Raw genomic sequence first — 20,941 nt, 5'->3', positions numbered from 1 at the left:
TGCAACCACTTCCCCCGGTCAGGTGTTCGTCATGGCTCCCGTGTTTAAGTTGTGTGTCCCCACGCTGTTCCTTGCCATGGCCGCCGCGGCCCAGGCCGAGGAAAAGGTAGTCAACCTCTACAGTTGGGCCGATTACGTTGCCCCCGAGACCTTGCAGCGCTTCGAGCAGGAAACCGGTATTCACGTGCGCTACGACACCTTCGATGCGCCGGAAGTGCTGGAAACCAAATTGCTCACCGGCGGCAGTGGCTATGACGTGGTGGTGCCGTCGTCCAGCGTCCTGGCCCGTGGCCTGGCGGCAGGCGCCCTGAAGGCCATTCCCCACGAGGGTCTGAAGGGCTACGCCAACCTTGATCCGGATCTGCTGGAGAAACTGGCTGCTGTCGATCCCGGTAATCAATACGGTGTGCCCTACACCTGGGGCACCCTGGGGTTGGGGATGAATGTCGAGGCGGTACAAAAACGCCTGCCGAACGTACCGCTCAACAGTTTGGACCTGCTGTTCAAACCCGAATACGCCAGCCAGCTCAAGGACTGCGGCGTTGCGATCATCGACTCACCCCAGGAGGTGATCGGCCTGGCGTTGCACTACCTGGGCAAGGATCCCTACAGCACCGACAAGAAGGATCTCGACGCGGCGCAAGCGTTGCTGCATCAACTGCAGCCTTCGGTGCTGTACGTTGCCAGCGGCCGGCAGATCAACGACCTGGCCAATGGCAGCGTCTGCCTGGCGCTGGCTTACAACGGTGATGCGAGCATGGCCGCCGATCAAGCGCGCAAGGCCAACAAACCCTATGAAATCGCCTATCGGATTCCCAAGGAAGGCACCCTGGTGTGGCAGGACAACCTGGCGATCCCCAAGGACGCGCCGCACCCTGAAGCCGCGCGCCAGTTCATCGAGTTCATGTTGCGCCCCGAATCCGTCGCCGCGCTGACCAACACCCTGTTCTTCGCCACCGCCAACCAGGCCGCGACGCCGCTGGTCGACGAGGCGGTGCGCACTGATCCGGACATCTATCCACCCGCCGACATTCGTCAGCGCCTGTACGCCGACCGCAGTATGAGCCTCAAGGACATGCGCCAGCGTACCCGCCTGTGGACCACTTTCCGTAGCCGCCAATAACAAGGATCCTTCAATGGACGTCCCCATGCAGAACGATCAGGCCATCACCCGTGACAGCCTTTATGGAACCGCCGCTGAAAGCACCTACGCCGGCATCACCAGTTTCATGCGTCGACGCTACAGCCGCGACTTGCGCGGCGTCGACGTAGCGGTCAGCGGCGTGCCGTTCGACACCGCAACCAGCAACCGCCCCGGCGCCCGCTTCGGGCCACGGGGGATCCGCGCCGCTTCCACCGGGATTGCCTGGGAGCGCCACTGGCCGTGGACCTTCGACCCCTTCGATCATCTGGCCGTAGTCGACTTCGGTGATTGCGACTTCGATTACGGTTCGCCGCAGTCGACACCCGAAAGTATCGAAGCCCACGCCGAGCACATCCTCAATGCTGGCAGCGCGATGCTGACCTTCGGCGGCGATCACTTCATCACCTATCCGCTGCTCAAGGCCCATGCGCGCAAGCATGGTGCGCTGTCGCTGATTCACTTCGATGCCCACAGCGACACCTGGCCGGACGAAGAGGGCAAGCGAATCGACCACGGCACCATGTTCTGGCACGCGGCCAAAGAGGGACTGGTCGATCCGTCGCGTTCGGTGCAGATCGGGTTGCGCACCACCAACGACGATCACCAGGGCTTCCAGGTGCTGGATGCACGGCAAGTGCACCGGCGTGGCGTCGATGCGATTGTCGAAGCCATTCGCGCAAGGGTGGGTGACAACCCGGTGTACCTGACTTTCGACATCGACTGCCTCGACCCGGCGTTCGCACCGGGCACCGGCACTCCGGTGTGTGGCGGCTTGAGCACGGTGCAGGCGCTGGAAATCCTTGGCGGCTTGCGCGGGATCAACCTGGTGGGCATGGATGTGGTGGAAGTGGCGCCGGCCTACGACAATGCGGACATCACTTCATTGGCGGCGGCGACGCTGGCGATGGAGATGCTGTGCCTGTATGCGGCCAGGCATAAGGTCGATCGGTAACACACACACCCTGTAGGAGCGAGGCTTGCCCGCGAAGGGATCGCCTCGGTCCAGCAGTAGCACCGAGGTGTCCGGTTCGCGGGCAAGCCTCGCTCCTACAGTTAATGGGTGTCAGGCCACGGGGATTATCGGCAGATCCAGCGTTACGCCACCGCTAAACCGCGCGGTCGACCCGGTAATGGATTCATGCGGCACACCTTTGGGCACATGGCTGACGCGATCAAGCCGCGACAACTGCTCGGCATTCAATTCCACGTTCAACGCCCCCAGGGTCGCATCCAGTTGTTCACGGGTACGCGAGCCCAGAATCGGAATCAGCGTGGTGGTCGAGCGCTTGGCTTGTTCGCGCAGCCAGGCAATGGCCACGTGGGTCGGGCTCGCACCCAGTTCCGCGGCGACGGCCAGCAGGGTGTCGAGCAGGGCGGTTTCGCGGGCGCTTTTCTCGGCGTGAACCAGCATGCCCAGTTTGCTGGCGCGGTTGTCGCCATCGCCGGTGCGGTATTTGCCGGTGAGGAAGCCTCCACCCAACGGCGACCACAGGGTCGCGGCCAGGCCCAAGGCTTCAGCCATGGGCAGTTGTTCGCGTTCGGCGGTGCGTTCGGCCAGGCTGTACTCGACCTGGATCGCCGCAATCGGCGCAAAGCCGCGCACCTCGGCCAGCAGATCGGCACGGGCGATGCGCCACGCCGGAAAATTCGACAGCCCGGCGTAATGAATCTTACCGGCGCGGACCAGGTCGTCGAAACCGCGCAGGATTTCTTCCATCGGCGTCACGCCGTCGCTCATGTGCGCCCAGAACAGATCCAGGTGATCGGTTTTCAGCCGCTTCAAGCTCTCTTCCACGGCGCGAACCATGTTCTTGCGGTTGTTGCCGGTGTGGGAAATGCCGGCATCCGGCGTCGTGCCCAGCGTGTATTTACTGGCAATGACCAAATGATCGCGTTCCGCAGCGATGAATTCGCTGAGCATTGCTTCCGACTGGCCAGCCTGGTAGCCGTTGGCGGTGTCGATGAAATTCCCACCAGCGGCAAGGTAACCATCAAAAATGCCCTTGGCTTCATCGCGCTCGGCACCATGACCCCAGCCGGTGCCAAAGTTGCCGGCGCCCAGCGCCAGTTCGGAAACCCGCAAGCCGGTTTTACGGCCAAAAACTTTGTAGTGCATGGGGGGAGACTCCTGTGGAAACGTCTGAATGAACTTGGATGTTGTGCGTAATCTATTAAATATGATGCTAATAATATCATCCGTCAAGGTAATGCTTTTCAGTTAAGCATGGGGTTGAATGTAAGAACTGGATTGGGGGGGATATTCATTGCTGCGGTAACGGCCGCTATTGGTTCCGCCCTTACGGCGGGTCACTTTTGAAAAGAGCCGGAATGCCGGCCCAGCCAAAAGTAACCAAAAGGCTCTTGCCCCACCACTCTGTGCCTCGCTTAGGCTCGGCATGCCGTAACGAAGGCATTGCTCCGTGGGTCGCCGCGATGGGCCATCCCTGGCCCAGCGCGGCTAAACGGCGTCCTGCCGGTTTACCCACTACGCAATTCCTGCGTTCGGCCATCGTGATTTAACGGGGCGCCCAAATCCAAAGCCAAAGCGAGGCGGCCTGATAGCCGACCTGACTTTTAAGGGTGTACCTGTTCCCTGTGGGAGCGAGCTTGCTCGCGATGGACATGAACGATAACGCGCCCTGTCTGAATGATCGCGTCGTTCGGACCTCCATCGCGAGCAAGCTCGCTCCCACAGGGATCGCGGATCGACCAGTAATCAGGTCGGCTATTAGGCCGCCTCGCTTTGGCTGTTGCTTTTGCTTTTCTTGCCCCCTCGAGAGGCCGAGTGGAGGTTCTGCGCAGTGGGCAAACCGGCATGGATGGCGGTTTAGCCGCCGCCGGCCATGGATGGCCGATGGCGGCGGGCCCACGGAGCAGGACCAGAGCGAGGGCATGCCGAGCCCTAGCGAGGCACCGAACGCCAGGGGCAGGAGCCCTTGGTTACTTGGGGCTCTTCCAAGTGACTCGCCGTAAGGGCGAAACCCTAGGTGGCCGTGACCGCAGCGACGGATATACACCCAATCCAAATATGCCACCCCAACCTAAAGTGAACAGCATTACTTCCGTCAAGGCGCTTTTTTCTCGGCTGAAAAGCCCCGAAACGGCGTGAAATTTCACAGAAGGCGGCGTCGACGGATGGCATACTGCCGCGCATGAATGTCGACTCTCCCCTCAGTGCCTGGCAGCACGCGATCGAACAGAAGGGTTTCGTCCAGGACGAAGCCCAGGAACATGCTGTCTGGGCCCTGCAGAAATGCCATGAAGCGCTGCATGAAGGTCGCAAGCCGATCATGGGCGTGTACCTCTGGGGCCCGGTCGGGCGTGGCAAGACCTGGTTGATGGACCAGTTCTACCAACACCTGCGGGTGCCGGCCCGGCGTCAGCACTTTCATCATTTCATGAGTTGGGTGCATCAGCGTTCATTTCAGCTGACCGGCACCGCCGACCCGTTGCAGGCCTTGGCCCGCGAACTGAGCGAAGAAGTGCGCGTGCTGTGCTTTGACGAGTTGTTCGTCAATGACATCGGTGACGCGATCATTCTCGGGCGCTTGTTCCAGGTGATGTTCGAACAGGGCGTGGTAGTGGTGTGCACCTCCAACCTTCCCCCGGACCAGCTGTACGCCGACGGCTTCAACCGCGACCGCTTCACGCCTGCCATCGCCGCGATCAAGCAGCACATGCAGGTGATCGCGGTCGACGGCGGCGAAGATCATCGCCTGCATCCGGGGCAGGGCTTGCAACGTTACTGGGTGGCCGCGCCGGGACAGCCCAGTGCACTGGGTGACGTATTCAAGGTGCTGACCCTGGGCCAAACGGTTTCCAGCGCGCCGATCAAGGTCGGTTTTCGTTCGCTCGATGTGGTGCAGGCCAGCCAGACCGTGCTCTGGTGCCGATACTTTGATCTCTGTGAACAGCCTTTCGCCGCGATGGATTTCATGACCCTCTGCGACACCTTCAGCGCTATTCTTCTAGGTGACGTGCCCAACCTCAGCGCGCAAAAGCGTGCAGGGCGCATTGCCCGGGGCACTGAGGACGGGGTCGAGCGCGTGGTGGCAGGCGACCGCGAACTGCCGCAGTTGTCGGTGCACGACGACGGTGTACGGCGTTTCATCGCGCTGGTGGACGAGTGTTACGACCGCAAAGTGCCGCTGTACCTCGAAGCCCAGGTGCCCATGGACTCGCTTTACACTGAGGGCTACCTGGAATTTCCATTCCGCCGAACCCTCAGCCGCCTGCAGGAAATGCAGCTGCAACGTTTCGCCGAGGCGTGAAATCCAGGAGGAGTGAACATGAATCAACCTCTGTCGCACCATTTGTTGACCATGGCCTATCAGAATGCCTGGGCCAATCACCGACTGGCCAAGGCCTGGTGTCAGCTGGGCCAGGAGGCGTTGGCGGCGCCCCGGGTCAGCTTCTTTCCCAGTCTCGGCGCGACCCTCAACCACATCCTGACCTGCGACTGGTTCTACGTGGATGCCCTTGAGCGCGAGCTGCGCGGTGATGATCCCCATCCTGATTGCTACGTGTTCTTCAAGGACGACGAGCCGTTCACCCATGCGACCGACCTCAAGCGCGAACAGGCGCAGGTCGACCGACGCCTGATTGCCTACTGCGAGCAAATGCGCGATGCCGACCTGGGCAGGATCGTGACCATCGCCCGGGACACGCCGCAATACGACACCCGCTTGCGCCTGCTGTCGCATCTTTTCGAACATCAGATTCACCATCGCGGGCAGGTCCACGCGATGCTCAGCGGTACTTCGGTCAAGCCGCCACAGCTGGACGAATTTTTCTGTGCCAGCGAGTCGCGCTTGCGAGCAGAGGATTTTGCTGAGCTGGGATGGACTGAAGCGTTGATTTGGGGGCATTAAGATCAAAAGATCGTCCGAACGCGGCCCGAGCCTTCGGCAGCTCCTACACTGCGATCTTTTGATCTTGCAACACGCGTAGCGCTCAGGATAGGGTCGCAGTCCGATGCCAATTATGCATCGGGACTACTTCATGTGATCGAGGATGGAAATGGATTCCGCAGAAATTCTTGTGCTTCAAGCCAGCTACACCAATCCGGTGCATGCCGAGGCGATTGGCCTGGTATTGAACAGTTACGCCGAAGATCCAATGGGCGGTGGTCACTCCCTGCCTGCTACGGTGCTGGAACATCTGCCGGGTGAGTTGGCTAAGCGCCCCCATGCGTTCAGCGTGCTGGCCTTCGTCGGCGGCGAGCCGGCCGGGTTGGTCAATTGCTTTGAAGGGTTTTCGACCTTTGCCTGCCGGCCATTGGTCAACGTGCACGACGTGGCGGTGGTGCCGAAGTTTCGCGGCTTGGGTCTGAGTCAGCGGATGCTGCACAAGGTAGAGGACATCGCCCGTCAGCGTGGCTGCTGCAAGATCACCCTGGAGGTGCTGGAAGGCAATGCGGTTGCGCAGTCGTCCTACGCCAAGTTCGGCTTTGCCCCGGGCGAGTTCGATCCGGCGCACGGGCGCATGATGTTCTGGATCAAGCCACTTTAATTCTCCTGTGTAGGAGCGAGCATGCTCGCGATGGAGGTCAACGATGACGCGGGGCACCAGATACCCCTGGTTATCCTTGAATCCATCGCGAGCATGCTCGCTCCTACAGACAGACATGCGGTCAGAGGTCAATCTTTCGGTCTGTAGGACTCGGTCATTTGTGCGGTTTGATCGTCCGGTACCCGCAGCTCATTCGCCTGGTTTGGCGTGATGTTGCCCAGCGCCACTTGCTGGTTGTAGTGCAAAGTTTCGTAGTAGTAGCGCATGCGTTCGGCCCCGCCTTCGGCAAAGGCGCTGGCAGAGCCCAGTGTCATCAGGACAGCGAGGATCAAGGTAGATCTTTTCATGGTGTGCCTCCCACTTACAGATGTCGGATGCCTTTCGTCCATGAGTCAATGAATCAAAGTCGAGCGCTCATTATCCGCCGATTCCGTTAAATGGGAATTACCATCGCCTAGAGTTTCCAGTCCAGGCTCAGGGTCACCGTGCGCGGGTCGCCCCAATACACACCGTTGTAGAACCCGACGTTGTCGTAATACTTCTTGTCGAACAGGTTGTTGACGTTCAACGAGGCCGACAGGTGCCGGTCGAATTCGTAGCGCGACATCAGGTTGACCACGGTGTAGGCCTCCTGCTGGATGTCCGTGCGCTCGGTGATCAGGCTGCCATCGGCGCGGCGTCCGACCGGGCGACTGGCGCCGCGGTAAATGTCGCTCTGCCAGTTCACCGCAGCCCCCACGGTCAGCGCCTGCCACTCGCCGGGCAAGTGATAGGCCGTGGAGAAACGGAACATGTTCAACGGCTGAACCGTGTTGATTCGTTGTTTTTCACCGTCGACCGAATGGGTATAGGTGTAACCGGCGGTCATGTTCAAGCCCTCCATGACTTCGCCTGACAGCTCGGCTTCGAAGCCTTGCACCTTGTTGCCTTTACCGCTGGATTTGTAGAACTCCTCGCCGGTCACCGGGTCCGGCGGCACCGAGTCGTCCAGTTCCGCAACGTTGTCCTGCTTGCTCCAGAACAACGCGGTGGCCAGGTTCAATCGCTCTTCGAGCAGGCTGCCTTTGAGGCCCAATTCATAATTGCTGCCCACCACCGGTTCGAGGTATTGGCGACTGCTGTCGCGGTTGGTCTGCGGTTTGAAAATGTCGGTGTAGCTGACGTAAACGGTGTACTCCGGGGTCAGGTCGTAGAGCAGTCCGGCGTAGGGTGTCCACATGTCGTTTTGTTGCTGGCTGCTGTGATCGACGCCGCTCAGTTGCAGGTTGGCGTCGTAGCTGTTGGTGGTGGTCGAAGTTTTCCAGCTGCCGTAGCGGCTGCCGAGGACGGCGTGCAGTTCATGGGTGAGGTTCAGGCGCGTGGCCAGGTAGCCAGCTTTCTGCCGGGTATAGTCTTTCGAGCCGGTCAGGCTGGTCACGGTGTCGGGGAATTTGCCGATGTTGCCCATGTATTTCCAGTCAGGGACGTTTTCGTAATCCGCTGCTCTTAGGCCGTCTTGCGTGTAAGGACTTTCATCGCTGCGTTCGGCCTCGCCATAGCCGACCATCATTTCGTGATCGCCCCCCAGCAGCGTGTAGGGACCGGACACGTTGAAGTCATAGGCCTTCATTTTTTGCGTGCCGATCATATGGCTGACATTGGCGATCATGCCGCTGCGATCGGCATTCGGGAAGCCGCCACCGCCATAGTAGATCTTGCCATCGGTATCGCTTTCGCGGTGGGTGTACGCCGCCTTGAGCTGCCATCCACCGCCCAGTTGGTGATCGAGGTTGGCGAACGCGGTTTTGTCCTTGATCGGCCAGGAACTCCAGGACGTGGCCATGTTGGTCGAGCGCCCGAGGTTGGCCTTGCTGCCGTCGGAATTCCAGTACGGCACCGTGCCCCATGACGTGCCTTGCACGTGTTTGTTCTGGTAGTCGTAACCCACCGCGAGCAGGGTGTCGTCGGTCAGGTCGGTCTCGAGCACCCCGTACCCGACTTCCCGCTGCTGCTGGTATTTGTCCCGGAACGAATCGCTATCGCGATAGGCCACCACCCCACGACCGCGCAGTCGCCCGTCGAAGGCCAGCGGACCGCCGACGTCCAGGTAGCTGTAGTAGTCGTCGTAGCTGCCGCCGCTGACACCGGTCTTGGCTTCCCACTGCGAAGTCGGCCGCTTGCGCACCATGTTGATGGTCGCCGAAGGATCGCCCGCGCCGGTGGTCAAGCCCGTTGCGCCGCGTACCACTTCGATGCGGTCGTAGATGATGGTGTCGGAATCGGACTTCATGTAGCTGAAGGTATTCAGCATCCCATCGACCTGGAAATTGTTGATGGAATAGCCGCGCGAGGAATAGCTGACCCGGTCCGAGTCGTTGTGCTGGACCACTATGCCAGTGGTCTGGCTCATGGCTTCGGACAGGCTGCCGAGTTTGAAATCGTCCATTTGCTGGCGCGTGACCACGGAAACCGATTGCGGTGTTTCCTTGATCGACATGGGCAGCCGGGTGGCCGTGCTCATGGCACCGGTGGTGTACGACTCGGTATTTTCAGTGGTGCTGCCCAGGCTCTGGGCGGTGACGTTGGTGGCACCGAGCATGAGGGTTGGCGCCAATGGCGCGCTCTCGGTCTCGGTTTCCGCCAGCAGATCCGGGCTCAGTGCAGCACTGCACAGGCCAAGGGTAAAAGTCATGGAACGGGTGATAGGCGCGAACATCGCGGCCGACTCCTTGTCGTCGAGGGAAAAATCCGTTTATGCAAAGACGAAGGAGGCGGGGGGGATTTAGGGGTAAACGAGAATAATTATTATTTTGGTGATATTTGCTACAACACAAAACAACTGTGGGAGCGAGCCTGCTCGCGATGGCGGTGGATCAATCAACATCAATGCTGACTGTGCCGACGCTATCGCGAGCAGGCTCGCTCCCACAGGTTCTATTACTTTTGCACGACTTCCGCCGCGACTGGCGCTTTTGGCTTGATCAGACTGAAATCAATCAATGGCCGCTGTTTCCGCTCGTAAGGGTTACCGATCAGCAATGGCCGTGGCTTGAAGCTGTCGCTGACCACGCTCTTGCTGCGATCGAGTTCATCAAAACTCAGACCTGCCAGATCTGCCCAGGTATGGATCATGTGCGAGCTGCTGTATGGACGCCCCAGCTCACCGGCAAAGTTCCAGTCGTGGGTTTCGCGCCATTTTGGCGAGGCCCATGCAATGAACGGGATGGTGTACATCGGCGCCGTCGGCTTGTTCTCGTTGCGCCCGAGGGTGCCATGGCCAGGGGAGTCGAACACGTCTTCACCGTGGTCGGAGAGGTAAAACAGGAAGCCGTTCGGGTCAGACTTGGCGAAGTCCTTGATCAGGCTCGACACCACGAAATCGTTGTACAACACCGCGTTGTCATAGCTGTTGTACGTTGGCAACTGATCGTCACGTACACCGGCCGGAACGCCGTTGCGGTCCTTGAACTTGTCGAAGGTCGCAGGGTAGCGGTACTGGTAGCTCATGTGCGTGCCAAGCAGATGCACCACGATCAGCTTGCGCGGTGCCGCGTCGGTCAGGGCCTTGTTGAACGGCTCGATCACGTCGCCATCGTACTGGGCGGCATTCTGGTTGCGGTTGTTGTTGAGGTACACCTGTTCGTCGGCCTGCTCGGAGAAGGTCGTGAGCATGGTGTTGCGCTTGGTCATGGTCTGCTGGTTGGTGATCCAGAACGTCTTGTAGCCGGCCTGTTTCATCATGGCGACCAAGGACGGCGTGGACAGGTACAGCTCTGGGTTTTCTTCATCGGCGAATGTCAGTACCTGTTGCAACGCCTCGATGGTGTAGGGGCGCGGCGTGATGACGTTATCGAAGACCGCCAGTTGGTCCTTGAGCTTGTCCAGTTCCGGGGTGGTTTGCCGAGGGTAGCCGTACAGGCTCATGCGCTGACGGTTGGTGGATTCGCCAATCACCAGCACCAGGGTGGCGGGCTGATTGGCCGTAGAATCCTTGAAGTTGTGCAGTGGCGCAGCCTTGCTCGCGCTGTGCAGCATCTGCTGCATGTTGGCCAGGGTATCGAGGTATCGGTGATAAGCCACAGCCATCTGCCACGGCACCGCCGGCTCGATACGGGTTTCGAATTTCTCGAAACCCTCGGCGAAGCTGCCGGTGCGCAAGGTGTGCTTGACCAGCGGATAACCGACCACGCCGACCAGTATGGCGGTGGCCGCCACCAGGGCCTTGGCGCGAGGCAGGTACACCGGGCGCAGGCGTGTCCACAGGAAATAGCCGACCGCGGTGTGCGCGAGGAAGGCCGGGACCATCCACCAGGCAAAATACTGGGTCATGTACTCGCCGGCTTCGGACACGTTCGATTCGAACATGATGAAGATGACGCTTTGCGAGAATTCCTGCTGATAGATGAAGAAGTAACCGAGGCTGGCCATCGAGCACGCCCACAGCACCACGCCGATGACCGCGGCCATCACTCGGGTTTGCCGGGGGAACAACAGCATCGGCGCCAGCCAGATGGCACTCATCACGAACGCCTGGCGAAAACCGGTGAAACCGGAGGTGCCGGTCAACTGGATCAGCAGTTGGGTGATGCCGGAAAAATACCAGAAGAACAGGAATAACCAGAGAAATCCTGCCCAATCGAAACCTTTCGCAGACGTATCGCTGCGTTTAAACCAAGTCATTCAACGCTCCAGCCAGTAATTACTAGCGCCGCCAGGCCACACGGACACCGAAGAACGGCGGCCGCGCGCGGTCCAAAGCGGCGCAGATTGCGCCGGAGTATCAACAAGCGGATGTGAAAACTTTGTGAGTTGCCGGGGGTAACGGCTAGATGGCGTGTCGGAAGCAGGGCAAGGCTGCTTCCGATTTCGGCGAGGAGGTCAGGCGTGAGGTGCCCGCTGAGGCAGTGGCAAGGGCTGTTGGCCCTGGATCAGCAAGCGCAGTTGCGCCAGCTCCTGTTTCAACTGGTCGCGCTCGTCTTTCAACTGACGCAATTCATCGCGACGGATAGTGACGTAAAGGGTTTGTGCTGGCAGTGCGTTGTGTACTGTGCCCATTGCTCACCTCGCAAATGGCGTGTCTCAACTGTAGGTTGGCCGCCGAAATCGGTGGCTGATCTACTATCGGCGCCAATTTTGATTTCTTTTGCCCCCGAAGGGAACTTTTTTATTTTTCATGGTCGTTGTGTCTTCGGCACGATTCCCGACGTTATCCATCAGGATCGGGCACAATGCCCGGAAACTTCATGCCAACGCTCTGGACTAACCTCATGAGTCGCGTTGGGCTATAACCTTTGACACACTTTTATTTGTAGTAGGGAGCATCAGCACATGCAACTCGGGATTATTGGACTGGGCCGCATGGGCGGCAATATTGCGCGGCGCCTGATGCTCAACGGACATACCACCGTTGTGTACGACCGCAATACCGCCTTCGTCGATACCTTGAGTGAAGAGGGAGCCACCGGCGTCGCCGATCTGCCTGCGCTGGTCGCTGGCCTGGCCAAACCACGAGCGGTGTGGGTCATGTTGCCGGCAGGCGCACCGACCGAAGACACCATCGATACCTTGAGCACCTTGCTCGAAGCCGGCGATACCATCATCGACGGCGGCAACACCTTCTATAAGGACGACATCCGCCGGGCCAAGACCCTCTCGGAAAAAGGTCTGCACTACATCGACGTCGGCACCTCCGGCGGCGTCTGGGGCCTGGAGCGCGGCTATTGCATGATGATCGGCGGCGATACCGAGACGGTTACTCGTCTTGATCCGCTGTTCAAGACCCTGGCGCCGGGCATGGGTGACATTCCGCGCACCAGGGACCGCAAATCCGATGACGATCGTGCCGAGCACGGCTACATCCACGCCGGTCCGGCCGGTGCCGGGCATTTCGTCAAGATGATCCACAACGGTATCGAGTACGGAATGATGCAGGCCTTTGCCGAAGGCTTCGACATCCTGAAAACCAAGTCCAGCGAGATCCTGCCGCCAGACCAGCGCTTCGACCTGAACGTCGCCGACATCGCCGAAGTCTGGCGTCGTGGCAGCGTGGTCTCGTCCTGGCTGCTGGACTTGACTGCCGACGCCCTGGCCAGCGATCCGAAACTCGACGGATACTCTGGTTCGGTGGCGGACAGCGGGGAGGGTCGCTGGACCGTCGAAGCGGCCATGGAACAAGCAGTACCGGCAACAGTGCTGACCACCGCACTGTTCTCTCGCTACCGTTCCCGCGGCCAGGGCACCTTTGGCGACAAGATTCTCTCGGCCCAGCGCTTCGGCTTCGGCGGCCACGTGGAGACTGCGAAAAAATGACCCATGGGATCCGCAGGAAATCCAAGACTGAACCCGCGCCACCCACCACGCTGTTCCTGTTCGGCGCCCACGGTGATCTGGTCAAGCGCCTGCTGATGCCGGCGCTGTACAACCTCAAGCGCGACGGTTTACTCGGGGATGGCCTGCGGATCATCGGCGTTGACCACAACGCCATCAGCGATGAAGGCTTCGCGAAAAAACTCGAAGACTTCATTCGCAGCGAGGTGGCCGCCAAGGTCGGCAAGGGCGATCAGGCCCTTGATCCGGCTGTGTGGGCCAAGCTCGCCAAAAACATCAGCTACGTCCAGGGCGACTTCCTGGACGACAGCACTTATCAAGCGCTGGCGGCAAAAATTGCCGCCAGCGGCACTGGCAACGCGGTGTTCTACCTGGCCACCGCGCCGCGCTTTTTCAGTGAAGTGGTGCGCCGTCTCGGCGCGTCCGGCTTGCTGGAAGAAAGCCCCGAGGCGTTCCGCAGGGTGGTGATCGAAAAGCCCTTCGGTTCCGATCTGCAAACCGCCGAAGCCTTGAACGCCTGCTTGCTCAAGGTCATGACGGAAAAGCAGATCTACCGGATCGACCACTATCTGGGCAAGGAGACCGTGCAGAACATCCTGGTCAGCCGGTTCTCCAACAGCCTGTTCGAAGCGTTCTGGAACAATCATTACATCGACCACGTGCAAATCACCGCCGCCGAAACCGTCGGCGTGGAAACCCGTGGCAGTTTTTACGAACACACCGGCGCCCTGCGGGACATGGTGCCCAATCACCTGTTCCAGTTGTTGGCGATGGTGGCCATGGAGCCTCCGGCCGCGTTTGGCGCCGATGCGGTTCGCGGCGAGAAAGCCAAGGTGGTGGGCGCGATTCGTCCCTGGTCGGTGGAGGAGGCGCGGGCCAATTCGGTGCGCGGCCAGTACGCCGCTGGCGAAGTCGATGGCAGGCCACTGCCCGGTTATCGCCAGGAAGACAAGGTGGCGCCCGACAGCACCACCGAAACCTATGTCGCCCTGAAAGTCATGATCGACAACTGGCGCTGGGTCGGCGTGCCGTTCTACCTGCGTACCGGCAAGCGCATGAGCGTGCGCGACACCGAGATCGTCATCTGCTTCAAACCTGCGCCTTATGCGCAGTTCCGCGATACCGAAGTCGATGAGCTGGCGCCGACGTACCTGCGGATCCAGATTCAACCCAACGAAGGCATGTGGTTCGACCTGCTGGCCAAGCGGCCCGGCCAGGCCCTGAAGATGGACAACATCGAACTGGGGTTTGCCTACAAGGATTTCTTTGAAATGCAGCCGTCCACCGGCTATGAAACCTTGATCTACGATTGCCTGACCGGCGATCAGACGCTGTTCCAGCGCGCCGACAACATCGAGAACGGCTGGCGTGCGGTGCAGCCTTTCCTGGACGCCTTGCAGCAGGATTCCAGCGTGCAGAGCTATGCCGCGGGTGAAAACGGACCGCAAGCCGCCGAAGAACTGCTGGCTCGCGACGGTCGCGTCTGGCACGGCCTCGGATGAGTGAAGTGTCGCCACAACCCATCCGCTTGCTGCTCAGTGACATGGACGGCACGTTATTGTTGCCCGATCACAGCCTCAGCCAACGCACCATTGACGCAGTACGCTCGTTGCGCGAAGCCGGGGTGTCGTTCAGCCTGGCCACCGGCCGCCCACCCAAGGCCATGTTGCAGGTCATTGAAGCCCTGGGTGTCGATCTGCCGACGGCAGCCTTTAATGGCGGCACCCTGGTAAACCCGGACGGCAGTCTGCTGGTCGCGCATTACTTGCCCGCCACGGCTGCGCTGACCACGCTGGCATTGTTTGCCGATCAACCGGACATCGAGGTTTGGGTGTTCAGTGGCGGCGACTGGTTGGTGAAAGATCCGGGCGGCCCGATGGTGCCAAGGGAACAACAGGGCCTGGGATATCCGCCGGTGACGGTCGAAAGCTTCGAGCCTTTTCTGTCACGCATCGACAAGATCGTCGCGGCCAGCAGCAACACCCAATTGCTGATTGAACTGGAAGCGCAGTTATTGCCCAAAGTGCAAGGGCAGGCCCAGGTCTCGCGCTCGCAGCCGGTGTATCTGGACGTGACTGCGATGCAGGCCAACAAGGGGCAGGCGTTGGCGACGCTGGCGGAGTTTCTCGGTGTGCCGCTGGAACAGACGGCGGCCATGGGCGACGGCGGCAACGACCCGGCGATGTTTCACGTGGCCGGGTTGTCGATTGCCATGGGGCAGGCGGAGGAAGCGGTGAAGCATCAGGCCGATGTGGTCACAGGCACCAACAACGAAGACGGTGCAGCGCAGGCGATCGAGCAATACATCCTGAAACGCTGATCCCCTGTAGGAGCTGCCGCAGGCTGCGATCTTTTGACTTTGCTTTTTAAAAACAAGATCAAAAGATCGCAGCCTGCGGCAGCTCCTACAGGGGATTGCGGTTACAGCCAATAACTCACGGCGTACCAGCCAAGAACCCCCATCACCACCGTATACGGCAACGCCATCCACACCATGCGCCCATACGACAGGCGAATCAGCGGTGCAATCGCCGAGGTCAGCAGGAACAGGAACGCCGCCTGGCCATTGGGCGTCGCCACGCTGGGCAGGTTGGTGCCGGTGTTGATCGCGATCGCCAGCGTCTCGAAATGCTCGCGGCTCATGTGCCCGGAGAGGAAGGCCTGTTTCACTTCGGTGATGTAGATGGTCGCCACGAACACGTTGTCGCTGATGGCCGAGAGCAGACCGTTGGCGATGTACAGCATGCCCGGTTGTTGGTCGGCCGGCAGGGCCAACACCCAATGGATCAATGGCGAGAACAACTGTTGATCGTGGATCACCGCCACCACGGCGAAAAACACCACCAGCAACGCCGTGAAGGGCATGGCGTCCTTGAACGCGTTGCCCAGACGGTGCTCGTCGGTGATGCCGGTGAACGCCGTGATCAGCACGATTACCATCAGGCCGATCAGGCCCACTTCCGCCACGTGAAAGGCCAGCCCGGCAATCAGGATCAGTGCAGCCACACCTTGCACGAGCAACGCTGCACGCTGGCGTGAGGTGCGCTCGGCATTGTCCTGGGCGGCATAGTTGGCCAGCACGGTGCGGACGTTGTCCGGCAGCAACGTGCCATAGCCAAACCAGCGCAGTTTTTCCAGCAGGAAGCAGGTGACCAGGCCCGCGACCAGCACCGGCAAGGAAACCGGCGCGACCTTCAGGAAGAATTCGGCGAAGTGCCAGCCCATTTCATGGCCAATCAGCAGGTTCTGCGGTTCGCCCACCAGCGTGCACACACCACCCAGTGCCGTACCCACGGCACCATGCATCAGCAGGCTGCGCAAAAACGCGCGGAACTGCTCGAGGTCAGCGTGATGCAGGGTGGGCAGGTGCTGGTCATCGCTGAACTCGCTGTCCTGACGCGGATCACTACCCGAGGCGACGCGGTGGTACACCGAGTAAAACCCGACGGCGGCGCTGATGATCACCGCGGTCACGGTCAGGGCATCGAGAAACGCCGACAGGAACGCCGACAAAAAGCAGAACATCAGCGCCAGCAGGGCCTTGCTGCGTACCCCGAGCAGCAGGCGCGAGAACAGAAACAACAGCAGGTCTTTCATGAAGTAGATACCCGCGACCATGAACATGAGCAGCAGGATCACCGGGAAGTTGTGCAGCAACTCGTCATAGAGCGCCTGGGGCGTGGTCATTTTCAGCAGCAGCGCTTCGACCAACAGCAAGCCGCCGGGCATCAGCGGATAACATTTGAGTGCCATGGCCAGGGTAAAAATGAACTCCAGCACCAGCAACCAGCCAGCCACCACCGGGCCGGCGGTCCATAACGTCACGGCGTTGAGAAGCAGAAAACCGACAATGCAGGCCTTGTACCAGCGCGGTGAGTTGCCGAGAAAATTGTGCGCGAACGCCTGGGCCATCGAGCCGGACATCGGCTACTCCTTGTATGTAAGAAGCGCGCAACTTGCCGTAAGCCGGACAGAAGATCAAGCGTAGGAAAAGTCCATCGAATTAGCCCAAGTAGCGTGCGACGATCGCCCGATAGCTACCGTCCAGCGAATAGCCGCCTACCAGGATGTTACCGTCGTCCTGTGCCGCGACCGAAGTGGCTGTGTCGAGGCTACGACCCAGGCGGGTGCGCACCCAGCCGCTGCCGTTGCCAAAATCGCTGTCGAGTTGCCCGCCTGGCAGGTATCGACCCACTACAAAGTCGGCCTCGACGCCGCCAATGGTGGCGCCGGCTGTCAACACGCTGCCGTCCGGTTGCAGTTGGGCGGCGGTCCACTGGCTGCCGCTGTGGCCGACTTCCAGCAATTGCGCCTGGCCGCCATTGCAATGATGATCCGGGCGACCATTGGCGTGCACTTTCAGGGCCAGGCAGCGCATGGGGTCGCGGCTGCTGCCAAAACATTGTATGTCGCCGTTGCCCTGCTGGACGATTTGGCTGACCTGGGCACCGTGTCCGCTTGCCTTGAAACTCATGAAGCCGTCCAGGGCAAAACTGGTGTCCAGGCTGCCATCGACGTGATAGCGGGCCAGCAGGCCTTCTTCCGGGAAATTGATCGAACCACCCACCAGGATGCGACCGTCGCGTTGCACCGTCACGCTGCTGAGCCAGGTATTCATCAGCAGGTGCCTGACCATTACAAACCCGCGGCCATTGAAGGTGTTGTCCAGCGTGCCATCGGCGTTCAGCCGTATCAACACGGCGGCATGATCGGCCAGTTCGAAGTGATGATTGGCCACCAGCAGTATTCGACCGTCCTCTTGAACGTCGACACTGCAGGCCTCGGCGCCTGGTACGCCCGGGGGCAGCCAAAGGTCGCGCATGCCCCGGGACAAATTGCCTGGCAGCCGTACCACACAGCGGCCATTGTCGCCAAACCGCTGGACCGGTTGACCCTGCGGGTCAAACAGCGCCAGCGCGGGGAGCGTGCGATGTTCGCTTTCATAATGCAGGCCGGCGATCACAATGTGCCCATCGGGCAGCACCTGCACCTTGCCCGCCATCGCTTCGAAGCCCGGTTCGAATTGCCCGATGACGCTGCCTTGATTGCCAAAGGCCAGGTCCGCCGAACCGTCCTTCAGCAAACGCGCCAGGCCAAAGCGGCTGCCGCCAGGCATTGCGACCTTTGCCGCCACCAGTACCCGGCCCTGTGAATCAATCGCGATGTCGTTGGCCAGGCTTGAAGTGCTGCCGAAGAAATACACCTGGGCGGTGCCTTTGGCAGCGAAGGTGGTGTCGAGCTTTCCGGCATGATGGACTGTTGCGGGGAAAGCCAGAACGGACTGGATTGACATGCACGCATCTCCTTGCGAGTCGTCCTGATCCAGAAGTTGGGCGGCGGCGACTATTAAGAGAATATTCAATCCCTGAATGATTGAATGTACAACTGTCAGAACTAACAGGCGGAGAGTCGTTGTGTGCCACAACAGTGTCTTTTCGAACCAAAGGCAAGCCAGCAAAGAATCCGGGGCGCGCCGAAGTTCCAGTAAGAAAGCGTCTTCAGTGCAACTGGCATGAAAAACCAGCCAACTAACGACAGCGGGAGGCGCGGATTACCCCGGAGTAATCCGCAATAAAATTATTGTGGCATAGACCACGATTGCAGCGTGTAGCCTTCTTCGCTCAATTCGGCGCGGGCCTGTTCCAGCAAGCATTCAAGCTGCGCTGGATCGGTATAGGCACTGCTCGGGATCTGCTTGCGCCCTATATTGTTACTGGTGCGGTCGATAACGGTCAGGGTCAGTTCGCCATTACCATCCTGTGGGGCCCAGGCCACGCATTTGAAAGGTTTAAATGCACGGTCGGCAATCAGAAGAGCTTCGTTGACACGGAGCGGGGCGTTCATAGGTCGTCTCTCTATAGGCCCAATCAAGTCCATTGCCGTCGGTTGGGCTAACCGTTCGGCTGGTTACTTGTACTGATGCCCGCAACCGGGGTTCAGGTCACACACAATCAAAAGAAAATTCAACTTTCTTTTATATCCTGGGAAAACAGGCGCGCGTTGAAAGCGTAATGAAAGAAAACATTCGTCAGGTCGCTGGAAAAGCCCGCTTCTTATAACTCTTTGCGTAGCAGGCCTATAGTCAAACGGTACAAGCGCCCGTCAAATTCTTGCTAATGTTACAGCCAGGTCCGCCAAATGACTGTTTTTAATAAAAAATCCTTAAATTTGGCGTCAAGGAAATCTCATGAGCGAAGCGCCTGCTTTACGTCGTTTACTAGTGGTGGATCCCTGCGACGACTGCCATCGTCTATTGCCGGGATTACGCTCCGTGGGTTGGGACGTTGACAGCTGCTCGCTGGAGAACGCCGCCGATCGTAGCTGTGACGTGGGCTTGTTACGATTACAGCCCTTTCACCTTGAGCACCCGGATACTGTCAAAGAGGTGATCAGCCGTAGCGGAACCGAGTGGATCGCCGTGCTCAATCAGGATGTCCTGCGGCTTCAGAATGTCGGGGACTTCGTCTGCGAGTGGTTTTTCGATTTTCACACCTTGCCGTTCGATGTCTCCAGGGTCCAGGTCACACTGGGGCGGGCCTTTGGCATGGCGCGCCTGCGCGGGCAGGGCACGGTTCATATCAATCAGCCCGAGCACGAACTGCTGGGCGACAGCAAGCCTATACGCGAATTGCGCAAGTTACTGAGCAAGCTGGCGCCCACCGAGTCACCGGTGCTGATTCGCGGTGAAAGCGGCACAGGTAAAGAACTGGTGGCCCGCACGCTGCATCGACAATCCCTGCGCCACAGTAAACCCTTTGTCGCGATCAATTGCGGGGCTATTCCCGAGCACTTGATCCAGTCCGAACTGTTCGGCCACGAGAAGGGTGCCTTTACGGGCGCCCATCAACGCAAGGTCGGGCGGATCGAGGCGGCTAACGGCGGCACGCTGTTTCTCGACGAGATCGGTGATCTGCCCCTGGAGCTGCAGGCGAACCTGTTGCGTTTCCTCCAGGATAAGCACATCGAGCGGGTGGGCGGCAGTCAGCCGATTCCCGTGGATGTGCGGGTGCTGGCTGCGACGCATGTTGATCTTGAGGCGGCGATCGAGAAGAAAAGCTTTCGCGAAGACCTGTATTATCGTTTGAACGTGTTGCAAGTCGCGACCGCGCCCCTGCGTGAGCGCAATGGCGATCTGTCGATGCTGGCCAACCATTTTTCCCATTTCTATAGCCATGAAACCGGCCGCCGTCCGCGCAGCTTCAGTGAAGACGCCTTGGTAGCCATGGGCAAACATGACTGGCCGGGCAATGTGCGCGAGCTGGCCAACCGGGTACGTCGCGGCTTGGTATTGGCCGAAGGCCGGCAGATCGAAGCGCGAGACCTGGGGTTGATCAGCCATCAGGCCATTGCCGCGCCAATGGGCACGCTGGAAGACTACAAGCACCGGGCAGAGCGCCAGGCCTTGTGTGATGTCCTCAACCGCCACAGCGATAACCTGAGCATCGCCGCCAAGGTGCTGGGGATCTCCAGGCCGACCTTCTACCGGTTGTTGCACAAGCATCAGATCCGCTAACCGTTTGTAGGATCCAGGCTTGCCGGCGAAGGCGGCCGGACAGCCGACCATTCTCTTTCAGGTGTACATATCCATTGCTGCGGTAACGGCCACTAATGGTTTCGCTCTTACAGCGAGTCACTTGGAAGAGCCCCAAGTAACTAAGGGCTCTTGCCCCTGGCGTTCGGTGCCTCGCTGTGGCTCGGCATGCCCTCGCTCCGGTCCTGCTCCGTGGGCCCGCCGCGATGGGCCATCCTTGGCCCAGCGCGGCTAAACCGGCATCCATGCCGGTTTGCCCACTGCGCAGAACCTCCACTCGGCCTCTCGAGGGGGCAAGAAAATCAAAAGCCAAAGCAAACAGCAAAAGCGAGGCGGCCTGACAGCCGACCTGATTACAGGTCTGTCCGCGATCCCATTGTGGGAGCGAGCCTGCTCGCGAAAAACGTCCAGACAACGCGATCCTTCAGACAGCACGCGTTATCGTTGAC

17 protein-coding genes are annotated in these 20,941 nt (G+C 59.9%); 9 read left to right on the top strand and 8 right to left on the bottom strand.

Annotated elements, in window-relative coordinates:
• Positions 1-31: 31 nt before the first annotated feature.
• Together ACA054_RS17050 and speB are read left to right on the top strand one after the other, a co-directional pair.
• Positions 32-1,123: a polyamine ABC transporter substrate-binding protein gene (locus ACA054_RS17050; protein WP_497685294.1), complete on the top strand. Its 1,092-nt coding sequence runs from the start codon at positions 32-34 to the stop codon at positions 1,121-1,123.
• Between the two features lie 13 nt (positions 1,124-1,136).
• Positions 1,137-2,096 (top strand): agmatinase, encoded by a 960-nt coding sequence (speB, locus tag ACA054_RS17045; RefSeq protein WP_497685293.1) that lies wholly within the window; start codon positions 1,137-1,139, stop codon positions 2,094-2,096.
• A gap of 111 nt (positions 2,097-2,207) precedes the next feature.
• Here the strand turns inward: speB and ACA054_RS17040 are convergent, their stop codons facing one another.
• Positions 2,208-3,260 (bottom strand): aldo/keto reductase, encoded by a 1,053-nt coding sequence (locus ACA054_RS17040; protein ID WP_497685292.1) that lies wholly within the window; start codon positions 3,258-3,260, stop codon positions 2,208-2,210.
• Positions 3,261-4,296: 1,036 nt separating this feature from the next.
• On the opposite strand from ACA054_RS17040, the gene zapE reads away from it, so the two are divergent.
• From zapE to ACA054_RS17025, 3 genes are all read left to right on the top strand, one after another.
• The gene (gene zapE, locus ACA054_RS17035) at positions 4,297-5,415 is read left to right on the top strand and encodes a cell division protein ZapE (protein ID WP_497685291.1); all 1,119 of its coding nucleotides are present in this window, start codon (positions 4,297-4,299) and stop codon (positions 5,413-5,415) included.
• 18 nt (positions 5,416-5,433) lie between these two features.
• Positions 5,434-6,015: a DinB family protein gene (locus ACA054_RS17030; protein WP_497685290.1), complete on the top strand. Its 582-nt coding sequence runs from the start codon at positions 5,434-5,436 to the stop codon at positions 6,013-6,015.
• A 148-nt stretch (positions 6,016-6,163) separates the two neighbouring features.
• Positions 6,164-6,655 (top strand): GNAT family N-acetyltransferase, encoded by a 492-nt coding sequence (locus tag ACA054_RS17025; RefSeq protein WP_497685289.1) that lies wholly within the window; start codon positions 6,164-6,166, stop codon positions 6,653-6,655.
• Between the two features lie 128 nt (positions 6,656-6,783).
• Here the strand turns inward: ACA054_RS17025 and ACA054_RS17020 are convergent, their stop codons facing one another.
• From ACA054_RS17020 to ACA054_RS17005, 4 genes are all read right to left on the bottom strand, one after another.
• The gene (locus ACA054_RS17020; protein WP_497685288.1) at positions 6,784-7,002 is read right to left on the bottom strand and encodes a hypothetical protein; all 219 of its coding nucleotides are present in this window, start codon (positions 7,000-7,002) and stop codon (positions 6,784-6,786) included.
• 107 nt (positions 7,003-7,109) lie between these two features.
• Positions 7,110-9,350, bottom strand: a complete 2,241-nt coding sequence (locus ACA054_RS17015; RefSeq protein WP_497685287.1) for a TonB-dependent siderophore receptor — start codon at positions 9,348-9,350, stop codon at positions 7,110-7,112.
• 221 nt (positions 9,351-9,571) lie between these two features.
• Positions 9,572-11,314, bottom strand: a complete 1,743-nt coding sequence (locus ACA054_RS17010) for a phosphoethanolamine transferase CptA (protein ID WP_497685286.1) — start codon at positions 11,312-11,314, stop codon at positions 9,572-9,574.
• Positions 11,315-11,512: 198 nt separating this feature from the next.
• The gene (locus ACA054_RS17005) at positions 11,513-11,689 is read right to left on the bottom strand and encodes a DUF6026 family protein (protein ID WP_497685285.1); all 177 of its coding nucleotides are present in this window, start codon (positions 11,687-11,689) and stop codon (positions 11,513-11,515) included.
• 273 nt (positions 11,690-11,962) lie between these two features.
• On the opposite strand from ACA054_RS17005, the gene gnd reads away from it, so the two are divergent.
• From gnd to ACA054_RS16990, 3 genes are read left to right on the top strand one after another with little or no spacing between them, the layout of a single operon-like run.
• Positions 11,963-12,943: a phosphogluconate dehydrogenase (NAD(+)-dependent, decarboxylating) gene (gnd, locus tag ACA054_RS17000; protein WP_497685284.1), complete on the top strand. Its 981-nt coding sequence runs from the start codon at positions 11,963-11,965 to the stop codon at positions 12,941-12,943.
• Positions 12,940-14,463, top strand: coding sequence for a glucose-6-phosphate dehydrogenase (gene zwf, locus ACA054_RS16995; protein ID WP_497685283.1), 1,524 nt, complete (start codon positions 12,940-12,942; stop codon positions 14,461-14,463). The genes gnd and zwf overlap by 4 nt, the downstream gene beginning before the upstream one ends.
• The gene (locus ACA054_RS16990; protein WP_497685282.1) at positions 14,460-15,281 is read left to right on the top strand and encodes an HAD family hydrolase; all 822 of its coding nucleotides are present in this window, start codon (positions 14,460-14,462) and stop codon (positions 15,279-15,281) included. The genes zwf and ACA054_RS16990 overlap by 4 nt, the downstream gene beginning before the upstream one ends.
• A gap of 101 nt (positions 15,282-15,382) precedes the next feature.
• On the opposite strand, the gene nhaB is transcribed toward ACA054_RS16990, so the two are convergent.
• The 3 genes from nhaB to ACA054_RS16975 form a co-directional block, all read right to left on the bottom strand.
• Complete coding sequence (gene nhaB, locus ACA054_RS16985; protein ID WP_497685281.1) at positions 15,383-16,885, bottom strand: sodium/proton antiporter NhaB; 1,503 nt, start codon at positions 16,883-16,885, stop codon at positions 15,383-15,385.
• A 79-nt stretch (positions 16,886-16,964) separates the two neighbouring features.
• Positions 16,965-18,254 carry a hypothetical protein gene (locus ACA054_RS16980; RefSeq protein WP_497685280.1) on the bottom strand — a complete coding sequence of 430 codons (1,290 nt, stop codon included), beginning with the start codon at positions 18,252-18,254 and terminating at the stop codon, positions 16,965-16,967.
• A gap of 284 nt (positions 18,255-18,538) precedes the next feature.
• Complete coding sequence (locus tag ACA054_RS16975; RefSeq protein ID WP_497685279.1) at positions 18,539-18,805, bottom strand: hypothetical protein; 267 nt, start codon at positions 18,803-18,805, stop codon at positions 18,539-18,541.
• A 343-nt stretch (positions 18,806-19,148) separates the two neighbouring features.
• Between ACA054_RS16975 and ACA054_RS16970 the strand changes: the two genes are divergently transcribed.
• Positions 19,149-20,474 (top strand): sigma-54 dependent transcriptional regulator, encoded by a 1,326-nt coding sequence (locus tag ACA054_RS16970; RefSeq protein WP_497685278.1) that lies wholly within the window; start codon positions 19,149-19,151, stop codon positions 20,472-20,474.
• Positions 20,475-20,941: the final 467 nt, after the last annotated feature.

Source organism: Pseudomonas sp. LBUM1653, assembly GCF_059716115.1.
This window is presented reverse-complemented; position numbering and strand designations above follow the sequence as displayed.

Excerpts from the sequence above, each read along its gene's own strand:
- ACA054_RS17050 (WP_497685294.1), top strand. The coding sequence starts at position 32 with ATGGCTCCCGTGTTTAAGTTGTGTGTCCCCACGCTGTTCCTTGCCATG.
- speB (WP_497685293.1), top strand. The coding sequence starts at position 1,137 with ATGGACGTCCCCATGCAGAACGATCAGGCCATCACCCGTGACAGCCTT.
- ACA054_RS17040 (WP_497685292.1), bottom strand. The coding sequence starts at position 3,260 with ATGCACTACAAAGTTTTTGGCCGTAAAACCGGCTTGCGGGTTTCCGAA.
- zapE (WP_497685291.1), top strand. The coding sequence starts at position 4,297 with ATGAATGTCGACTCTCCCCTCAGTGCCTGGCAGCACGCGATCGAACAG.
- ACA054_RS17030 (WP_497685290.1), top strand. The coding sequence starts at position 5,434 with ATGAATCAACCTCTGTCGCACCATTTGTTGACCATGGCCTATCAGAAT.
- ACA054_RS17025 (WP_497685289.1), top strand. The coding sequence starts at position 6,164 with ATGGATTCCGCAGAAATTCTTGTGCTTCAAGCCAGCTACACCAATCCG.
- ACA054_RS17020 (WP_497685288.1), bottom strand. The coding sequence starts at position 7,002 with ATGAAAAGATCTACCTTGATCCTCGCTGTCCTGATGACACTGGGCTCT.
- ACA054_RS17015 (WP_497685287.1), bottom strand. The coding sequence starts at position 9,350 with ATGTTCGCGCCTATCACCCGTTCCATGACTTTTACCCTTGGCCTGTGC.
- ACA054_RS17010 (WP_497685286.1), bottom strand. The coding sequence starts at position 11,314 with ATGACTTGGTTTAAACGCAGCGATACGTCTGCGAAAGGTTTCGATTGG.
- ACA054_RS17005 (WP_497685285.1), bottom strand. The coding sequence starts at position 11,689 with ATGGGCACAGTACACAACGCACTGCCAGCACAAACCCTTTACGTCACT.
- gnd (WP_497685284.1), top strand. The coding sequence starts at position 11,963 with ATGCAACTCGGGATTATTGGACTGGGCCGCATGGGCGGCAATATTGCG.
- zwf (WP_497685283.1), top strand. The coding sequence starts at position 12,940 with ATGACCCATGGGATCCGCAGGAAATCCAAGACTGAACCCGCGCCACCC.
- ACA054_RS16990 (WP_497685282.1), top strand. The coding sequence starts at position 14,460 with ATGAGTGAAGTGTCGCCACAACCCATCCGCTTGCTGCTCAGTGACATG.
- nhaB (WP_497685281.1), bottom strand. The coding sequence starts at position 16,885 with ATGTCCGGCTCGATGGCCCAGGCGTTCGCGCACAATTTTCTCGGCAAC.
- ACA054_RS16980 (WP_497685280.1), bottom strand. The coding sequence starts at position 18,254 with ATGTCAATCCAGTCCGTTCTGGCTTTCCCCGCAACAGTCCATCATGCC.
- ACA054_RS16975 (WP_497685279.1), bottom strand. The coding sequence starts at position 18,805 with ATGAACGCCCCGCTCCGTGTCAACGAAGCTCTTCTGATTGCCGACCGT.
- ACA054_RS16970 (WP_497685278.1), top strand. The coding sequence starts at position 19,149 with ATGAGCGAAGCGCCTGCTTTACGTCGTTTACTAGTGGTGGATCCCTGC.